Consider the following 17,086-nt stretch of genomic DNA (forward strand, 5'->3'; position numbering starts at 1 on the left):
GGCGCGGGTCGCCGGCGTAGTTGATCTGGTCGGTGCACTTCACACCGGGCTTCTTCGGCACGCCGGACGGCTTACCGGGCTTCTGGACGGGCGGGCAGGTGCCGGTCTCCGCACCGATGGAGTTGATGTCGGCGTTGGGCCTCGGGTCGCCCGCGTAGTCGATCTGGTCGGTGCACTTCATGCCGGGCTTCTTCGGCACGCCCGTGGGCTCGCCGGGCTTCTGGACGGGCGGGCAGGTGCCGGTCTCCGCACCGATGGAGTTGATGTCGGCGTTGGAGCGCGGGTCGCCCTCGTAGTTGATGCGGTCGGTGCACTTCTTGCCGGGCCTGGCGGGCGCACCCGCGTGCTTGCCGTGCTTGGCGCCGGACTTGGAACCGTTGGGGGCATCCGAGGAGGAACCGTCCGAGGACTCTGAAGAGGGCGTGGACGCGGAGGGGGCGGATACGGAGGACGGGTCGGAGGACGCCTTGTCGGTGGTGGTGTTGCCGCACGCGGTCAGCGCCAGTCCGAGGGCCGCGACGGTCGCGGTCAGTACCGAGATCTTCCGAGTGCGCATTCTGGTGTCCTCCTGTGGGGCCGCCGTCCGGGGAGCGGGCGGCGGTTGGGCGTTGTTCGTCCGGGTCGCTTTCCGGCCCGTGAGACAGGTGGTGCGGAGGCCGGGGTTGTCTGTCGACCGTCCTCAAGACACGTTCGTGACATGGCAGTTGTCTCTCTGTGAAGTCCACCGCCCGCCGATCCCCCGCGCACCTTCCGCCCCGCCCCCCTCCCCCTCACCGGCCATCATCTTGTGTACAAGGTGTGCACTTGTGGGGTGCCGAACGGAAGGGGAAGAGGAGCGCATGGCTGTCGAGTCGCCTACGGGGCAGTCCCCGTCGTCCTGGCTCTCGCCGGGCGCGACGATTCCGTGGCGGTCGATGCTCCGCAGGTCATCGTCGCCGGTTACACCGGGCGGGACCGGGCCGCCGTCCAGCGGCACATCGACGAGCTCGCCGAGATCGACAGGAGTTGGGTGAGCGTGGTGTGCAGATGGCCGTCGATCGCCGCATGGAGCGCGGCGGGGTCCCCGGCGGCCAGGGCGTCGACGATCCGGCCGTGCTCGTCGCACACCTCGCCCCACCGCTCACGCCGGTTGCGAACCACGGCCTGACCGGCCCGCAGTTGGCGCTCCCGCAGTCCGGCGTAGGTCCGGGACAGCAGAGCACTGCCCGCGCTGTCCACCATCGTCTGATGGAAGTCCCGGTCCAGTACGACGAACTCCGCGACCAGAGCGTCGTCCGCACGTGCTGCCAACTCCCGCTGCCCGGCGAGGAGTTCCCTCAGCGCCACCTCCGGGGTCTCGCCGCCGGTGACGATCTGGGAGGCGGCATGGCGCTCCAGGACGCCGCGTAGATCGAAGAGTTCGTTTATCTCCCGGGCGGACATCGCGGGGATGTACACACCGCGCTTTGGCTCGATCCGCACCAACTCGTCCGCGGCCAGGATCAGCAGGGCCTCCCGCACCGGTGTCCGTGAGACGCCGACCGCGGTGGCGATGGCCTGTTCGTTGAGGAAGGTCCCCTGCACCGCGGGATCGGCGAGCACCTTCTCCCGCAGATAGGCCAGTGCCCGTTCGCGCCCCGACACGGGCCTCGGTGGGTCGGCAGCTCCTGGCATATGAGAAGTATACAAAGGCCGGTACGGCAGACGACAACAGGCAGATAGCGACGAGCGAACAGCAACGAGCAGACGGCGACGAGAGGATGAGCAGATGCGCATGGCGCTCGCACAGATCGAGAGCGGCGGCGACCCGGAGGCGAACCTCGCCCTGGTGGAGGACCAACTGACCCGCGCCGCTGCCGAAGGCGCCTCGCTGGTGGTGTTCCCGGAGGCCACCATGTGTGCCTTCGGGCACCCTTTGGCGGAGGTCGCGGAACCGCTCGACGGCCCCTGGGCCACCCGCTTCGCCGCGCTCGCGGCGGACCACGGTGTGACGGCCGTCGCGGGCACCTTCACCCCCACCGGCGAGCGGGGGCCGGACGGCCGGCGCAAGGTCGCCAACATGCTGATCGCCGCAGGCCCCCACGGACTGACCGCCTACCAGAAGATCCATCTCTTCGACGCCTTCGGTTTCGCCGAGTCCGACACCGTGGTCCCCGGCACCTCCCCCGTACTGATCGACCACCAGGGCGTCCCCGTCGGACTCGCCACCTGCTACGACATCCGCTTCCCCAACCTGTTCACCACCCTCGCCGACCGGGGCGCCCGCCTGGTGATCGTCGCCGCGTCCTGGGCCTCGGGCAGCGGCAAGCTCGAACAGTGGCGGTTGCTGACCCGGGCGCGCGCCCTCGACAGCACCTGCTTCCTCGCCGCCGTCGGCCAGGCCGCCCCGGCCGCCCCCGAACCCACCAGCCGGCCGGGCGCCCCCACCGGCATCGGCCACAGCGCCCTCGTCACCCCCACCGGCCAGGTCCTCACCGAGGCCGGTCCCGCACCCCAACTCCTCGTCGCGGACATCGACTTGGCCGCAGTGGACCACACCCGCAAGTCCCTCCCGGTCTTGGCCAACCGCAGGCTCTGAGGCCGAGGCAGGCAACGGGGCGCCACCCTGGTGGATGGCGCCCCGTCGGTCGGGATTCGGCTCAACTGCCGGTCAGTCGGCCGGGATCAGGGCGACCTCGTCGCTGCCGGAGAGGGAGGGCAGGCCGCCGGGGGGAGCGTCCTTGTAGCTGGCGTTGAAGACGGCCTTCAGGTTCTTCGCGCCGGCGTGGCCGCCGTCGACGAAGGTCTTGAAGGAGCCCGAGCAGCCGGTGCTGGTGGAGAGCGGGTGGCCGTGGGTGTCATGGCCGAGGATGAAGGTGACGGTGACCCGGGAGCAGTCCACCGGCTGGTCGTCGGTGACGTCCACCTTCCATTTCACGGTGTCGCCCCAGTGGAACGGGGTGCCGCTGTCGGGGGCCGGGTCGGTGGTGAGGGTGACGACGGGTGCCTTGTTGCCGACCACCACCGGGACCGACGCGGAGGCCGAACGTCCGGTGCTGTCGGTGACCTTGAGCGTGGCGTCGAAGACGGCGTTCTTGGTGAAGGTGTGCTTCGGGTTGGGCTCGGTGGAGTCCACGGTGCCGTCGGCGTCGAAGTCCCAGGCGTAGCTGAGTGCGTCCCCGTCGGCGTCCTTGGTGCCGGCGCTGGAGAACTGGACGGTCAGCGGGTTGGTGCCGTTGTCGACGTCGGCGGAGACCTTGGGCTCCGGGGTGCGGTTGCCGCGGGTGAAGTCGATGCGGGCGAGCTGGGCTTCGGGCAGTTCGGCGAAGTACCCGGTGCCGTATTCGAGGACGTACAGTGCGCCGTCCGGGCCGAATTCAGCGTCGATCGGGCCGTCCGTGACGATCGAGGAGAGCGGGTTCTCGATCTTGTCGACCTTGTTCTTCTTGCCGAGGGTCAGGGCCAGCATCTGGTCCCGGGTCCACTCGTAGAAGAGGGGCTTGCCGTCGAAGTACTCGGGCCAGCGGTTGACGGCGGTGTTGTTCTTGTCGTAGCGGTAGGCGGGGCCGCCCATCGGGGCGATGCCGCCGGTGCCGAGCTCCGGGAAGTCCTTGGAGGCGCCGTAGCCGTAGACGATCTCCGCGTCCTTGACCGGGGGCAGTTCACTGAGGCCGGTGTTGTGCCGCGAGTCGTTGACGGGCTTGGTGCAGTCGAAGGGGCCGCTCGACTTCTTGGTGGCGAAGTCGTAGTCGTAGTACGGCATGTCCTGGGTCACGCAGTACGGCCAGCCGTAGTTGGCGGGGCGGTCGATGACCATCCAGCGTCCCTGCCCGGCGGGGCCGCGGTCGGGGTTGGCCTTGTTGGCGTCGGGTGAGTAGTCGGCCATGTAGACGTTGCCGGACTTGGCGTCCACGGTGAAGCGGAACGGGTTGCGCAGGCCCATGGCGTAGATCTCGGGCCGGGTCTTGGGCGCGTCCTTCTCGAAGAGGTTGCCGCCCGGTATCGCGTAGCTGCCGTCGTCCTTGACCTTGATGCGCAGCAGCTTGCCGCGGAGGTCGTTGGTGTTGCCGGCGGTGCGCCGCGAGTCGTAGGCGGGGTTGCGGCCGGGGCGGTCGTCCAGGGGGGCGTAGCCGTCGGAGGCGAACGGGTTGGAGTCGTCGCCGGTGGACAGGAACAGATTGCCCTTGTGGTCGAAGTCGATCTTGCCGCCGACGTGGCAGCAGATGCCGCGGTCCGCGGGCACCTGGAGGATCTTCTGCTCGCTGCCGAAGTCGAGCTTGTTGCCGGTCAGTTTGAACCGGGAGAGCTGTGTGTAGCCCCGGTACTTGGCGAAGTCCTCGGGGGTGCCGGTCTCCGGTGCGTCGCCTTCGTTGACGCCGGGGGTGGCCGGGTTGTCCAGGGGGGTGTTCAGGCGGGGCGAGTAGTAGAGGTAGACCCAGTGGTTCTGGGCGAAGTCGGGGTCGACCGCGATGCCCTGGACGCCTTCCTCGTCGTGCTGGTAGAGGCCGCCGGGGCTCTCCTTCATGTCGGCGGCACGGAAGTTGACCCCGCTCTTGGGGTCGTGGATGCGGACGTCTCCGCCGCGCGCGGTGTGCAGTACCCGGTTGTCGGGGAGGACGGCAAGGGCCATGGGCTCGCCGGGCCGGTCGTTGAGGGTGACCTTCTGGAAGTCCGCCGGGGCGGGCGGTTCCGCGGTCGGTTTGGCCTGGGCCGTCGACAGCGGCAGGAGCCCGATGGCTCCGGCCAGTGCCGCCGCCCCGATAAGGGTGGTGATCCGTCTGTTGCGCACTCAGAACTCCTCTGGTCTGTTCGACGGCCGAAGAGGGGGTGGAGCAGGGCCGCCGCAGAGTGAACGTGGGTCAGAACCCGTGCTAAGTGAGTGAGTTGGACGCTAGGGCGCCTACTTTCGACTCGTCAAGGACAAAGTCTCAACCCCTTCGGAGAAAGTGGGTCGGTCGTCCGGTGCCCGCCCGAAGCGTTTTCGGGCAGGGCGGTCCTGCCTGCCCCGGCGTCTCCAAGTCGCCGGGTAGGCAAGGCAGTTGACGTACCGTCAGCCGTTGGCGCGGAGGGCGGCCAGGTTGTTGTAGCCGATCCGGGCGTGCTCCAGGGACTGGCCGGGGACGGTGCCGCTGGGGGCGTTGTCCTGCTCGACCATCGGGTTGTGGTAGTTCTTCGCGCCGACCCGGACGAAGAACTTGCGGTAGTCGATGTCCCCGGTGCCGAACGGCACCATGTCGTAGCCCATGCCGTTGGTGGTGTTCACCGTGCCGTCCTTCGCGTGGAAGAGCGGGTAGCGGTTGGTGTTGCGGCTGGCGAGGCCGGCGGGGTCGAAGACCTTCTCCTGCTGCGAACCGTCATGGGCGGTGTAGGTGTGGAACTTGTACTGGGCCACGTGTGCCCAGAAGATGTCGAGTTCCAGATAGACGCTCTTGGGGTCCGAGACCTCCAGGAAGTACTCCAGCTTCCGGATGCCGGAGCTGCGGGTGGGACGGCCCTCGGCGTCCAGCGGGCCGCCGTCCAGCAGGAAGTCGTAGGCGGTGTCGTGGTTGTGGGTGTAGAGCTTGATGCCCTCGCGGGCGGCGATGGCGCCCATGGCGTTCCACTTCTCCGCGGCCACGTCCCAGTCGGCCCGGTAGCGGCTGCCGGTGGGGTCGCCGCCGGTGCCCATGTGCTCCATGCCGAGGATGTTGGCGATCTCCAGATGGCGCTTGAAGGTGTCCAGGTCGGGCTGGGACAGCGGCCAGGACGGCGGGATGAAGCCGTGGTTGCCCTGCGCCCGCAGACCGTACTCGTCCAGCCAGGAGCGCAGCAGCTTCGCGCCCGCGACGGACTCCAGGCTGGCGCCGCCGGGGGCGTTGGCGTGCTGGCCGTAGCCGGCGAACTCGACCTGGCGGTAGCCGAAGCGGGCCAGTTGACGGAACACGTCGCGGAAGCCGGACGGCAGGTCGCTGGTGAGCGGGTTGCGGCCGACGGCGTCCCGGACGGTGTAGAGGATGATGCCGCGCTTGTGCGGCGGGACCAGCGCGGAGCGGCCCGGCTCGTCGGCGGGGGCCGCCTTCTCCTGGGCCAGTGCGGGGCCGGCGCCGAAGACGGGCGCGGCGACGGCGGCGGCCCCGACGGCGGTACAGGTGCTCAGGAAGCGGCGGCGGTTGACACCGAGGGCGCGGCGCAGGGAGTCGCCGGTGGCGGCGTCGTCGTTGAATGCGGTCACGGTGATGCTCACTTTCGTTGTCTCGGTGCTGCGGGTGCCTGACGGCGGCGGTCTCAGGAGAGGCCGGCGAGCCGCAGCAGCAGGGGCTTCACTTCGGTGGCCGCGACGCGGCCGGACACTGCGCGGGGGGTGGAGCAGAGGACGAGCGGACCTTCTGCGTCGCTCGTGGGGAGGCGGCCGTGGCTGCCTCTGAGGGGTGCCGGGTCGAGGGGGACGACGGCGAGCCGGTAGCGCATCCCGAGTTTCTTGCGGGCGACGGCGGTGGCCGCCCTGACCCGTACATAGGGGTCCTCGGGGTCCATGAACAGCTCGACGGGGTCGTAGCCCGGCTTGCGGTGGATCTCGACCAACTGGGCGAAGTCGGGGGCGAGTTCGTCGTCCAGCCAGTAGTAGTAGGTGAACCAGGCGTCCGGCTCGGCGACGGCGACGAGTTCCCCGGAGCGGGGGTGGTCGAGGCCGTGGGCCTTCTTGCCGTCGTCGTCGAGGAGTTGCTCGATGCCGGGCAGGTCCGCCAGGGCCTCGCGGGTGGCTTCGAGGTCCTCGGTGCGGCGCACATAGACATGGGCGAGCTGGTGGTCGGCGACGGCGAAGGCGCGGGACGCCATCGGGTCGAGGTACTCCATACCGTCCTGGGTGTGCACCTCCAGCAGTCCGGCGCGGCGCAGGGCGCGGTTGATGTCGACGGGCCGGGTGACGCGGGTGATGCCGTACTCGGAGAGGGCGACGACGGTGCGGCCCTCGGTGCGGCCGTCGTCGAGCAGCGGGCCGATGACGGTGTCGAGTTCGGCGGCGGCGCGGTGGGAGCGGGGGTCGTCGGGGCCGTAGCGCTGGAGGTCGTAGTCGAGGTGCGGGAGGTAGCAGAGGGTCAGGTCGGGGTGGCGGGTGCGCATGATGTGGCGGGTGGCGTCGGCGATCCAGCGACTGGAGGTGAGGTCCGCGCCGGGGCCCCAGAAGTGGAAGAGGGGGAACGTGCCGAATTTCTCGGTGAGTTCGGCGTGCAGGGTGGGTGGGCGGGTGTAGCAGTCGGGTTCCTTGCGGCCGTCGGCGTAGTAGACGGGGCGGGGTGTGACGGTGATGTCGGTGTCGGCGCCCATGGCGTACCACCAGCAGATGTTGGCGACGGTGTAGCCGGGGTGGGCGCGGCGGGCGGCGTCCCACAGTTTGTCGCCCGCGACGAGTCCGTTGTGCTGGCGCCAGAGCAGTACGTCGCCGAGTTCGCGGAAGTACCAGCCGTTGCCGACGATGCCGTGTTCGGCGGGGAGGGTGCCGGTGAGGAAGGTGGACTGGGCGGTGCAGGTGACGGCCGGCAGCACCGTGGACAGGTTGGCCTGGGAGCCGGCGGCGGCCATCGCCCGGAGGCGCGGCATGTGCTCCAGGAGTCGCGGGGTGAGGCCGACGACGTCCAGGACCAGCAGCGGGGTGGGTCGGGTGTCGGTCATGGCAGTTCCTTCAGGCCCAGGTCGGTCAACAGGCCGCGGGCGAGGGCGAGTTCGGCGGCGATGCCGTCGGCGAGCTGGGTCCTGGTACGGGGACGGGAGTCGGCGGGCAGGGCCTGCCAGGTGTACGTCTCGACCTCCAGGTGGCGGGTGCGGGGTGTCTCGCCGCCCACCAGGTGGGTCAGGGTGTCCTGGAGTACGGGCAGGGTTGAGGTGAGCGGGGCGGCGGGCGGGGCGTGCAGGGGGACGTGGAAGTGGGCGCGCCAGGGTGTGCTGTCGGGCAGGGCGGTGCCGGCCAGTGCCTCACCGAGGTCGTCGGTGCCGCGCAGTCCGGAGGCGGTGCGGGTGCGGGTCTGGTGCAGGAAGCGGGGTTCGGCGAACTCGGCGAGGGCGGCCCGGACTTCGGGCCGGTCGGGGTGTTCGGCGTGCAGTGCGGCGGAGAGTTGCGCTTTGGGGATGCCGATGCCGGCGGCGTCGAGTGCGGCCAGCGCTGTCGCCGGGTCCTCGAAGGAGGTGGCGAGGTGGCAGGTGTCGACGCAGACGCCGATCCGGTGCCCGGGGAGGGCGGTGAGGGGTGCGATGGCGTCGGCGGTGGTCTCCACCGTGCAGCCGGGCTCCGGTTCCAGGGCGATACGGATCGACTTGCCGGTCAGCTCCTCCAGTGCGTCGAGTCGCTCCGCCAGGGTGGTGAGGGCGGCGCGGGAGGTGGCGGCGGCGCTCTCGTCGAAGTCGGTGCGCCAGGCCAGCGGGAGGGTGGAGACGGTGCCTTCGGTGGCGTCGTCCGGGAGGAGCGCCGCCAGCAACCGGGCCAGGTCGGTGGTGTGCGCGAGCCGTTCGGCGTCGGCCCAATCGGGTTTGTAGACACGGTACTTGACCTCTTGGGCGCCGAATCCCTCGTAGGGGAAGCCGTTGAGGGTGACGACTTCGAGGCCGCGGCGGTCGAGTTCGGCGCGCAGTCCGCGCAGTGCCACCGGGTCGGTGCTCAGGGCGCGGGCGGCGTCCTTCGCCAGCCAGAGGCCGATACCGAGGCGGTCGCGTCCGAGGCGTTTGCGGACCGGCTCGCAGTGGTCGCGGAGTTGGGCGCGGACACCGTCCAGGGTTTCGGCGGGGTGGACGTTGGTGCAGTAGGCGAGGTGGATGGTGGAGCCGTCGGGGTGCTTGAAGCGCATGGGTCACTCCCCGCCGCGGAGGATGGAGTTGCCCTCATGGAGGCTTTCCGGCTGGGGCACGTCGAGTTGGAGGCGGCCGCTGAGCCCGTAGAAGGCGACGGGGTTGCGCCACAGCACCTGGTCGACGTCGTCGTCGGTGAAGCCGGCCGCGAGCATGGCGTCGCCGACCTTGCGGGTCTTCAGCGGATCGCTCTTGCCCCAGTCGGCGGCGGAGTTGACGAGGACCTTCTCCGTTCCGTACGTGCCGAGGATGGCGACCATGCGGTCCTCGTCCATCTTGGTGTCGGGGTAGACGGAGAAGCCGAGCCAGCAGCCGCTGTCCTTGGCGTGCTGGACGGTGGTCTCGTTGAGGTGGTCGAGCAGCACCCGGTCCATGGGGAGGGCGGATTCCCGGACGGCGGCCAGGGTGCGGTCCAGGCCGGCCGGTTTGTCGCGGTGCGGGGTGTGCACCAGCGCGGCCAGGCCGTGGTCCGCGGCGAGTTGGAGCTGTGCGGCCAGTGCGGTGTCCTCGGCGGGCGTCATGGAGTCGTAGCCGATCTCGCCGACGGCGACCACTCCGTCCTTGGCGAGGTAGCGGGGCAGGGCGTCCAGGACCGGGGTGCAGCGGGGGTCGTTGGCCTCTTTGGGGTTGAGGGCGATGGTGCAGTGGTGGGCGATGCCGTACTGGGCGGCGCGGAAGGGCTCCCAGCCGAGGAGGGCGTCGAAGTAGTCGAGGAAGCTGGCCGGGGAGGTGCGGGGCTGGCCGAGCCAGAAGGCCGGTTCGACCACGGCACGCACCCCCGCGGCGTACATGGCCTCGTAGTCGTCGGTGGTGCGGGACGTCATATGGATATGGGGGTCGAAGATGCGCATCACAGCTCCTCGGGGTTCTCGCCCGTCAGGGTCAGTACGCGGTGGAGTGCGGGCGGGACCTCGCGGCCGGCCGCGGTCCGCTCGGCGGCGTAGTCGTCGAGCATCCGGGCCAGTTCGGTGTCGCCGGCCGCCCGCCGGGCCAGTCCGGCGACCGCGTCGACGGGGACTCCGGTGAAGAGGCACTTGAGGACGGCGTGGCGCCAGGCGTGCGGGGGCAGTTGGGCAGCGGCGTAGGGGCCGAGGGCGGCGGCGACCAGCCGGGTGTCGTTGGTGCGCAGCGCGTCCTCCACCAGGTGCAGCGCCTGCGGTCCTTCGACCAGGGCGGGCAGTGCCTGGAGCACGGCACGGCGTTCGGCGGCGCTGCCCTGCTGGTAGAGCCGGGTGAGGGTGTCGGTGTCCGCTCGTGCCTCGATCAGCAGGAGGGTGCGTACGGCGTCCGCGTTCTGCGGGCCGCAGTACCGGCCGGCGGCGGCGAACCGCGACTCCCAGTCGGGGGCGGGGCCCGCGGCGTCGGCCAGTGCCTGGTCCAGCCAGGCGCGGGCGGTGTCGTCGGGGAGTCGGGCGGCGAGGTGCTCACGGGTGCGGGGAGGGGGTGGCGTCATGGGGTGGGCGCTCCCTTCAGGGCGGTGGCCGCTGCCGCGGTCCGGAGGAACTCCACGGAGGTGCGGGCGAGTTGGGGCCCGGCGTGCGAGTGGCGGGGCAGTTCCACGACGGTGAGGCCCTGGTAGCCGGTGGCGGCGAGGGCGTCCAGCACGGGCGGGAAGTCGATCTCGCCGTCACCGAACGGCAGATGCTCGTGCACCCCGCGGCGCATGTCCTCGATCTGCACATGCCGCAGCCAGGGGCCGGCGGCCCGGACGCACTCGGCGGGCGGGTCCGGCTCCAGGCACTGGCAGTGGCCGATGTCGAGGGTGAGGCCGAGGGCGGTGGGGCTGCCGAGGCGGGTCCGCAGCCGGTGGAAGTCGGCGAGGGTGGCGAGGAGGTGTCCCGGTTCCGGTTCGATGGCGATCGGCACACCGGCGGCGTCCGCGGCGTCGAGTACGGGGGTGAGTGCCTGCTCCAGTCGCTGCCAGGCGGTGGTCTCGGGGGTGCCGGGGGGTGTGATGCCGCTGAAGCAGTGCACGGCGTGCGCCCCGAGGTCCGCCGCCACCTGGACCGCGGTCCTCAGCAGCCGGGTGCGGGCGGCGCGGCCCTCCGGGTCGGGGTCGAGGAGGGAGGGGCCGTGCTTGCGGCGCGGGTCGAGCACATAGCGGGCGCCGGTCTCGACGGTGGCGGTGAGGCCGAGTTCACCGAGGAGGCGGGCGACGTGGGCGGTGCGGGCGGGGAGGTCGGGGGCGAGCGGGTCGAGGTGCATATGGTCGAGGGTGAGTCCGACGCCGTCGTAGCCGAGGTCCGCGAGCAGGTGGAGGGCGTCGTGGAGGCGGAGGTCGGTGAGGCCGTTGGTGCCGTAGCCGAGGCGGAGTGGGGCTCGGGGGTTCATGTGGGGCTCACCCTTCGTGCGAGGGCGCGGGCCAGCGGTGCGAGTGCCGACAGGGCGAGGGCGGTGGCGCCCGCTCCGGCGCGGGCGGCGAGCGCGGCCTGGAGCGGGATCATGGCGCGGATCCCGCCGCCGACGGCACGCTGGGTGAGGGGCGGGGACGGGTTGAGTACGGCGTGCAGGGCGGGGACGGCGGCGGTGCGGACGTATACGGCCGCGGGCAGGGCGGCTGCGGGCAGCGTCGCGAGGGGGCGGGCCGGGATGCGGGGCCGTGCCAGGAGCAGGCCGATCAGGGTCGTGGTGCCGAGCGCGGCGAGGGCGGTGCGGGCCGAACCGCCCTGTGTCTCATGCCGGGAGACGGCGGTGACGGCGTAGGTGTGGGCGGCCAGCGCGGCCGCGGCGGTGGCCGCACCACCGGCGGCGGGAGGCCCCGAGGGCCGGGTCGCGGTCGCGCCGAGCAGGACGTCAAGACCGCGGGCCGCGGCCATCGCCGCCGGGGCCGCGGGGGTGTGCTTCAGCCGGAGGTCGTACGCCCAGACGGTGGCGGTCAGGGCCGTCGCCACCGCGAGTGCGGGGCGCCCGGCGCGGGCGGCGCAGGTCAGGCCCGCAGCGCTGAGGAGTCCGGCCGCGGCGAGGGCCGCCGCCGGGGAGATCCGGCCGGAGGGCAGGGGGCGGTGCGGGCGGTCGACGGCGTCCTCACCGCGGTCCGCCCAGTCGTTGAGCGCCATACCCGCCTCGTACAGGCAGAGGGAGGCGGCGGCGGCGTACGCGGTGCCCCGGTCCGGTCGCCGGCCGGCCGCGGCGGCACCGGCGAGGGCGTCTCCGGGGACGGTGAACAGCGCGGAGACACGCAGCAGTTCGGCCCAGTCCCACAGCCGTGCCCGCCGTCCGCGCTGTGGAGTGGATGCCTTGGTGCCCAGGTCACCGCGGGAGCTGACGGGCTCCGGGGGGTTGAGGCGGGACAGCAGGGTGGGCATCACTTCGCCTCTCGCAGGCGGTCGGCGAAGGCCAGCAGCGCGGTGTACTGCTCCGAGAGCCCGGAGGGTCCCGCGTCGGGGTCCTTGAAGTAGAAGCCCAGCTCCGGCAGCGGCCCGGCGAGGCCCAACTCATGGGCGCGGGCGGCCAGTCGGGCCAGATCCAGGACCAGTGGCGCGGCGAGGGCGGAGTCGCAGCCCTGCCAGATGGTCTGGAGGATCATCCGCGAGCCGAGGAAGCCGTCGAAGACGATGTGGTCCCAGGCGGTCTTGTGGTCGCCGAGGGCCGGCACCTCGTCGATGTGCACCTCGCCCTCCGGGGTGTGCCCGAGGGTCTCGGCCAGGACACGTTCCTTGCCCGCGTTCTTCGCCGCCGCGGCGGCCGGGTCGGCGAGGGCGGCCCCGTCACCGCCGCCCAGCAGATTGGTGCCGGACCAGGCGCGTACGTCCAGTGCGCGTTGGACGAACATCGGGGCGAGTACGGCCCGCAGCAGGGTCTGGCCCGTCTTGCCGTCACGGCCCGCGTGGGGCAGGCCACTTGACTCGGCGGCGGCCGCCAGGGCGGGGGTGCGCAGTCCGGTGGACGGGGTGAAGTTGACATAGGAGCAGCCGGCGCGCAGGGCGGCGGCCGCGTAGAGGGAGCTGGCCGGCAGTCGCACCGCGTCGGGTGCGGGCAGCGGCTCGGTGGAGGAGACGTTGACGACGACCACCCGGGCCGCGGCGCTGCGGGTGCGGAAGGCGGTGATGTCGGCGGCGAAGTCGCTGATGAGTTCCTCGTCGCCGCGGGTGTCGCCGGGGAGGGGGCCGCCGGGGCGTATCTCCCGGTCGGCGGCGGCCAGTTCGGCGTGTACGGCGGCGGCGAGCCCGTGCGGGAGGACGCCTTCTCCGGTGAGGTGCTCGGCACGCTTGGGCAGCGGGCAGTCGGCGGTGTCATGGCCGCCGAAGACCAGTGCGGGCAGTGGTGGCAGGCCCGTTCCGTCGAAGGGGGCCGTCTCGGTGACCATGCCGGTGGGCGGGCGCAGTCCGGCGGTGATGGCGGCGCATCCGGCGACGGCGGTGGTGGCCACCGAGCCGCGTGCGCCCACGAACCAGACTCCGGTGGTCGGCCCGCCGGTCCGGAGCTTCGATACGTTCCCGTCGCTGTTCACGGGCAGCCTCCCTGCCATGTCGATGTCCCGATGTGGTCGGCGGGCGGTCGAGGGGGTCGTGCTCTCCCCTCAACGGCCGCCGGATGGGCGGGCGTTGACCGCGGCCCCCCGGCTGGTTCCGGTGGGCGGCGCGGTTGCGCGAGCGAGCCGGCGGGGCTGCCGCCGGTGACAAGTGGGGGTTCTTCGGGGGTACTTGGCCCTGTGCTGTGCACCGATGTCCGGTGGGGACCGGTCGTACGAGCGGTGAGCGTGCGACCGGGATGCTCTATCGGCACGGGTCGCCGGGTGGCACCTGTTCGAAATTGGACGGTAGCCCGGTTCGTCCTCGACGGAAAGCCCTTACGCAACGAAGAGTCAAACTTTTTCCCGCGTCAGGACAAATGAGCGTCCGGGCAGCCCGGCCCGACCCGGCGGCGGGGACACCGCCAGGTCCAACCGGGGTCTGGCTCGGCCTAGTTGTCGCCGCCGAAGGCCGCGTCGAAGGACGCCGAGGGCGGGTCGAAGTCGAACTGCTTGAGATGGGCGAGTGCCTGCGGCGCGCCCATCAGGCGGTCCATCCCGGCGTCCTCCCACTCCACGGACACCGGACCCTGGTAGTCGATGGAGCGCAGCATCCGGAAGACGTCCTCCCAGGGGACGTCGCCGTGTCCGGCGGAGACGAAGTCCCAGCCGCGTCGGGGATCGCCCCACGGCAGATGGGAGCCGAGGCGGCCGTTGCGCCCGTCCAGGCGCTTGCGGGCCTCCTTGCAGTCGACGTGGTAGATCCGGTCCCGGAAGTCGTAGAGGAAGCCGACCGGGTCCAGGTCCTGCCACACGAAGTGGGAGGGGTCGAAGTTGAGGCCGAACGCCGGGCGGTTGTCCACCGCGTCCAGGGCGCGGCGGGTGGTCCAGTAGTCGTAGGCGATCTCGCTGGGGTGGACCTCGTGGGCGAAGCGGACGCCCTCCGCGTCGAAGACGTCCAGGATCGGGTTCCAGCGCTCCGCGAAGTCCTGGTAGCCGCGCTCGATCATCCGCTCCGGTACCGGCGGGAACATCGCCACCAGATGCCAGATGGAGGAGCCGGTGAAGCCGATCACGGTGTCGACACCGAAGGCGGCCGCGGCCCGTGCCGTGTCCTCGATCTCGGCCGCGGCCCGCCGCCGTACGCCCTCCGGGTCGCCGTCGCCCCAGATGCGGGCGGCGAGGATGCCCTGGTGCCGTTCGTCGATGGGGTGGTCGCAGACGGCCTGGCCGGTGAGGTGGTTGGAGATCGCCCAGCACTTCAGGCCGTACTTCTCCAGCAGGGCGCGGCGGCCGTCCAGATAGGACGGGTCGGACAGGGCCTTGTCGACCTCGAAGTGGTCGCCCCAGCAGGCGAGTTCGAGGCCGTCGTAGCCAAAGTCGCGGGCCAGCCGGCAGACCTCCTCCAGCGGCAGATCGGCCCACTGGCCGGTGAACAGGGTGAACGGGCGGGTCATGGCGCCTCCGATCGGGGTTCCTGGCGGGATCGCTACCGGACTCCGGCGCGGGCTTCCTGGACAGGGGTGTAGACGGCGTTGCGCTGGGCGCTCTCCTCCACCGCGGCGAGCACCCGCTGCACCTGGAGGCCGTCGGCGAAGGACGGTGCCGGGTCGGTGCCGGACGCGATGGCCTCGACCAGGTCGCGGGCCTGGTGGGTGAAGGTGTGCTCGTAGCCGAGGGCGTGGCCCGGCGGCCACCAGCCCTCCAGGTAGGGGTGTTCGGCCTCGGTGACGATGATCCGGCGGAATCCGGCGGTGGCGGACGGTTCCCGGTGGTCGTGGAAGGACAGCTCGTTGAGCCGCTCCAGGTCGAAGGCCAGCGAACCGAACTCGCCGTTGACCTCAAGCCGCAGGGCGTTCTTGCGGCCGGAGGCCATCCGGGTCGCCTCGAAGGCGGCGAGCGCCCCCGAGGCGAACCGGCCGGTGAAGACGGCCGCGTCGTCCACCGTGACCGGCCCGTGCCCGGTGCCGCCGGACGCGGTCAGGCCGGCGGAGGCCCCGCCGAGGCGGGGGCGCTCCCGGACGAAGGTCTCCGTCTGGGCGGAGACCCCCACCAGTGCCTCACCGGCCAGGAACTGGGCGAGGTCCACGATGTGCGCGCCGAGGTCGCCGAGCGCGCCCGAGCCCGCGTGCTCCCGCTGGAGCCGCCAGGTCAGCGGGAAGCCGGGGTCGACCAGCCAGTCCTGGAGGTAGGTGACCCGGACGTGGCGCAGGGTGCCGAGCCGGCCGTCGGCGATGAGGCGGCGGGCGTGGCTGAGGGCGGGCACCCGCCGGTAGTTGAAGCCCACCATCGCCAACTGCCCCCGCTCACGGGCCGCTTCGGCCGCCGCGACCATGGCCTCGGCCTCGGCGACCGAATTGGCCAGCGGTTTCTCGCACAGCACATGCTTGCCGGCCTCCAGTGCCGCGACGGCGATCTCCGCATGGCTGTCGCCCGGGGTGCAGACGTCCACGAGGTGCACGTCCTCGCGGGCCAGCAGGGCGCGCCAGTCGGTCTCCGCCGCGGCCCAGCCGTACTTGGCGGCGGCTGCCCGCACGGCGTGTGGGTCGCGGCCCGCGATCGCGGCGAGCACCGGCCGCAGCGGCAGGTCGAACACATGGCGTACGGTGCGCCAGCCCTGGGAGTGCGCGGCGCCCATGAACGCGTAGCCGACCATGCCCACGCCGAGCGTCGGCGGCTCGGTCCGGGTGTCCCTCTGTTCCATGCGGGTTCCCCCTCATCGGAGTGTCACTGACTCGTCCCGTTCCGGGGCACTTGGGGGTGCCCGGCCCGGTCACACGAAGCCGGTCGGCAGGTACTGGTCGACGTTGTCCTTGGTGACGACGGCCGAGTAGAGGGTCAGCGAGGACGGGATCTCCATCTCGGCCATACCGCCGATGCCCTTGCCCTGGCCCAGTGCCCGGGCGAGGTCGATGGCGGAGGCGGCCATCGTCGGCGGGTACAGGACGGTGGCCTTGAGCACGCTGTTGCCGGCCTTGATGGCGCGCATCGCGGCCTTGGCGCCGGCGCCGCCGACCATCAGGAAGTCGTCGCGGCCGGCCTGGTCGATGGCGCGCAGCGCGCCCACGCCCTGGTCGTCGTCGTGGTTCCACAGCGCGTCGAACTTCGGCTGGGCCTGGAGGAGTTGGGCCATCTTGGCCTGCCCGGACTCGACGGTGAAGTCGGCCGCCTGGCGGGCCACCTTCTTGATGTTGGGGTAGTTCTTGAGGGCGTCGTCAAAGCCCCGGGTGCGTTCCTTGGTGAGTTCGAGGTTGTCCAGCCCGGCGAGTTCGACCACCTTGGCGCCGGACTTGCCCTTGAGCTGTTCGCCGATGTAGTGCCCGGCGTTGAGACCCATGCCGTAGTTGTCGCCGCCGATCCAGCAGCGGTAGGCCTGCGGGGAGGCGAACACACGGTCCAGGTTGACCACGGGGATGCCGGCCCGCATGGCCTTCAGCCCGACCTGGGTGAGCGCCTTGCCGTCGGCCGGCAGGATCACCAGCACGTCGACCTTCTTGTTGATCAGCGTCTGGATCTGGCCGATCTGCTGGGCGGTGTCGTTGGAGCCCTCGGTGGTCACCATGGTGACGTCGGAGTACTTCTTCGCCCGCGACTTGGCGTTCTGGTTGATGGCGTTCAGCCAGCCGTGGTCGGCCTGGGGCCCGGCGAAGCCGATGGTGACGGCCTTGCCCGGCTTGTCGTCGGCGATGGGGGCGCTGTCCGGGGCCCCCTTCTCCTTCTTGCTGGGCTCGTTGCTGGTGCAGCCCGTCAGCAGCGCACCGGCGGAGACGGCTGCGGTGCCGAACATCAGAGCTCTGCGGCTGGTGGCCGGATTTCCTGCCATGGTGGATCGACCCTTCGACTGGACGGTGGACGGGGGCG

The 17,086-nt window shown here is 71.5% G+C and carries 15 protein-coding genes; 1 reads left to right on the forward strand and 14 read right to left on the reverse strand.

The window, feature by feature from the left end:
* On the reverse strand, window positions 1–556 hold a 556-nt coding region (locus ACFVST_RS23350; RefSeq protein WP_390155293.1), incomplete at its 3' end, for a hypothetical protein.
* A 383-nt stretch (window positions 557–939) separates the two neighbouring features.
* Window positions 940–1,653 (reverse strand): GntR family transcriptional regulator, encoded by a 714-nt coding sequence (locus ACFVST_RS23355; protein ID WP_390155295.1) that lies wholly within the window; start codon window positions 1,651–1,653, stop codon window positions 940–942.
* A gap of 94 nt (window positions 1,654–1,747) precedes the next feature.
* Here ACFVST_RS23355 and ACFVST_RS23360 point away from each other — a divergent pair, with 94 nt between their 5' ends.
* On the forward strand, window positions 1,748–2,557 hold the full coding sequence (locus tag ACFVST_RS23360; RefSeq protein WP_390155298.1) for a carbon-nitrogen hydrolase family protein: 810 nt from the start codon (window positions 1,748–1,750) through the stop codon (window positions 2,555–2,557).
* Between the two features lie 72 nt (window positions 2,558–2,629).
* Here ACFVST_RS23360 and ACFVST_RS23365 read toward each other — a convergent pair whose 3' ends face one another.
* The 12 genes from ACFVST_RS23365 to ACFVST_RS23420 all read right to left on the reverse strand — a co-directional run bounded on the left by ACFVST_RS23365 (window position 2,630) and on the right by ACFVST_RS23420 (window position 17,048).
* Window positions 2,630–4,747, reverse strand: coding sequence for a PQQ-dependent sugar dehydrogenase (locus tag ACFVST_RS23365; protein ID WP_390155301.1), 2,118 nt, complete (start codon window positions 4,745–4,747; stop codon window positions 2,630–2,632).
* A 261-nt stretch (window positions 4,748–5,008) separates the two neighbouring features.
* Window positions 5,009–6,169 carry a sugar phosphate isomerase/epimerase family protein gene (locus ACFVST_RS23370; protein ID WP_390155304.1) on the reverse strand — a complete coding sequence of 387 codons (1,161 nt, stop codon included), beginning with the start codon at window positions 6,167–6,169 and terminating at the stop codon, window positions 5,009–5,011.
* A 53-nt stretch (window positions 6,170–6,222) separates the two neighbouring features.
* Window positions 6,223–7,608, reverse strand: a complete 1,386-nt coding sequence (locus ACFVST_RS23375; protein WP_390155307.1) for an alkaline phosphatase family protein — start codon at window positions 7,606–7,608, stop codon at window positions 6,223–6,225.
* The gene (eboE, locus tag ACFVST_RS23380; protein WP_390155310.1) at window positions 7,605–8,774 is read right to left on the reverse strand and encodes a metabolite traffic protein EboE; all 1,170 of its coding nucleotides are present in this window, start codon (window positions 8,772–8,774) and stop codon (window positions 7,605–7,607) included. The genes ACFVST_RS23375 and eboE overlap by 4 nt, the downstream gene beginning before the upstream one ends.
* Before the next feature lie 3 nt (window positions 8,775–8,777).
* A complete protein-coding gene (locus ACFVST_RS23385) occupies window positions 8,778–9,626 on the reverse strand; it encodes a TatD family hydrolase (protein ID WP_390155313.1) in 849 nt (282 codons plus the stop codon).
* Window positions 9,626–10,228, reverse strand: coding sequence for an EboA domain-containing protein (locus tag ACFVST_RS23390; protein WP_390155316.1), 603 nt, complete (start codon window positions 10,226–10,228; stop codon window positions 9,626–9,628). Before ACFVST_RS23390 ends, ACFVST_RS23385 begins: the two co-directional genes overlap by 1 nt.
* On the reverse strand, window positions 10,225–11,106 hold the full coding sequence (locus ACFVST_RS23395; protein ID WP_390155319.1) for a sugar phosphate isomerase/epimerase family protein: 882 nt from the start codon (window positions 11,104–11,106) through the stop codon (window positions 10,225–10,227). The genes ACFVST_RS23390 and ACFVST_RS23395 overlap by 4 nt, the downstream gene beginning before the upstream one ends.
* Window positions 11,103–12,080: an SCO3242 family prenyltransferase gene (locus ACFVST_RS23400; protein WP_390155322.1), complete on the reverse strand. Its 978-nt coding sequence runs from the start codon at window positions 12,078–12,080 to the stop codon at window positions 11,103–11,105. The genes ACFVST_RS23395 and ACFVST_RS23400 overlap by 4 nt, the downstream gene beginning before the upstream one ends.
* On the reverse strand, window positions 12,080–13,225 hold the full coding sequence (locus ACFVST_RS23405; RefSeq protein ID WP_390155325.1) for an inositol-3-phosphate synthase: 1,146 nt from the start codon (window positions 13,223–13,225) through the stop codon (window positions 12,080–12,082). Before ACFVST_RS23405 ends, ACFVST_RS23400 begins: the two co-directional genes overlap by 1 nt.
* A gap of 452 nt (window positions 13,226–13,677) precedes the next feature.
* Window positions 13,678–14,682 (reverse strand): sugar phosphate isomerase/epimerase family protein, encoded by a 1,005-nt coding sequence (locus tag ACFVST_RS23410; RefSeq protein WP_390155328.1) that lies wholly within the window; start codon window positions 14,680–14,682, stop codon window positions 13,678–13,680.
* Between the two features lie 32 nt (window positions 14,683–14,714).
* The gene (locus ACFVST_RS23415) at window positions 14,715–15,929 is read right to left on the reverse strand and encodes a Gfo/Idh/MocA family protein (RefSeq protein ID WP_390155331.1); all 1,215 of its coding nucleotides are present in this window, start codon (window positions 15,927–15,929) and stop codon (window positions 14,715–14,717) included.
* 69 nt (window positions 15,930–15,998) lie between these two features.
* Window positions 15,999–17,048, reverse strand: a complete 1,050-nt coding sequence (locus ACFVST_RS23420; protein WP_390155334.1) for a substrate-binding domain-containing protein — start codon at window positions 17,046–17,048, stop codon at window positions 15,999–16,001.
* Between the last annotated feature and the right edge of the window lie 38 nt (window positions 17,049–17,086).

It is taken from the genome of Streptomyces sp. NPDC058045 (genome assembly GCF_042885635.1).
In the GTDB taxonomy this organism is placed as follows: domain Bacteria; phylum Actinomycetota; class Actinomycetes; order Streptomycetales; family Streptomycetaceae; genus Streptomyces.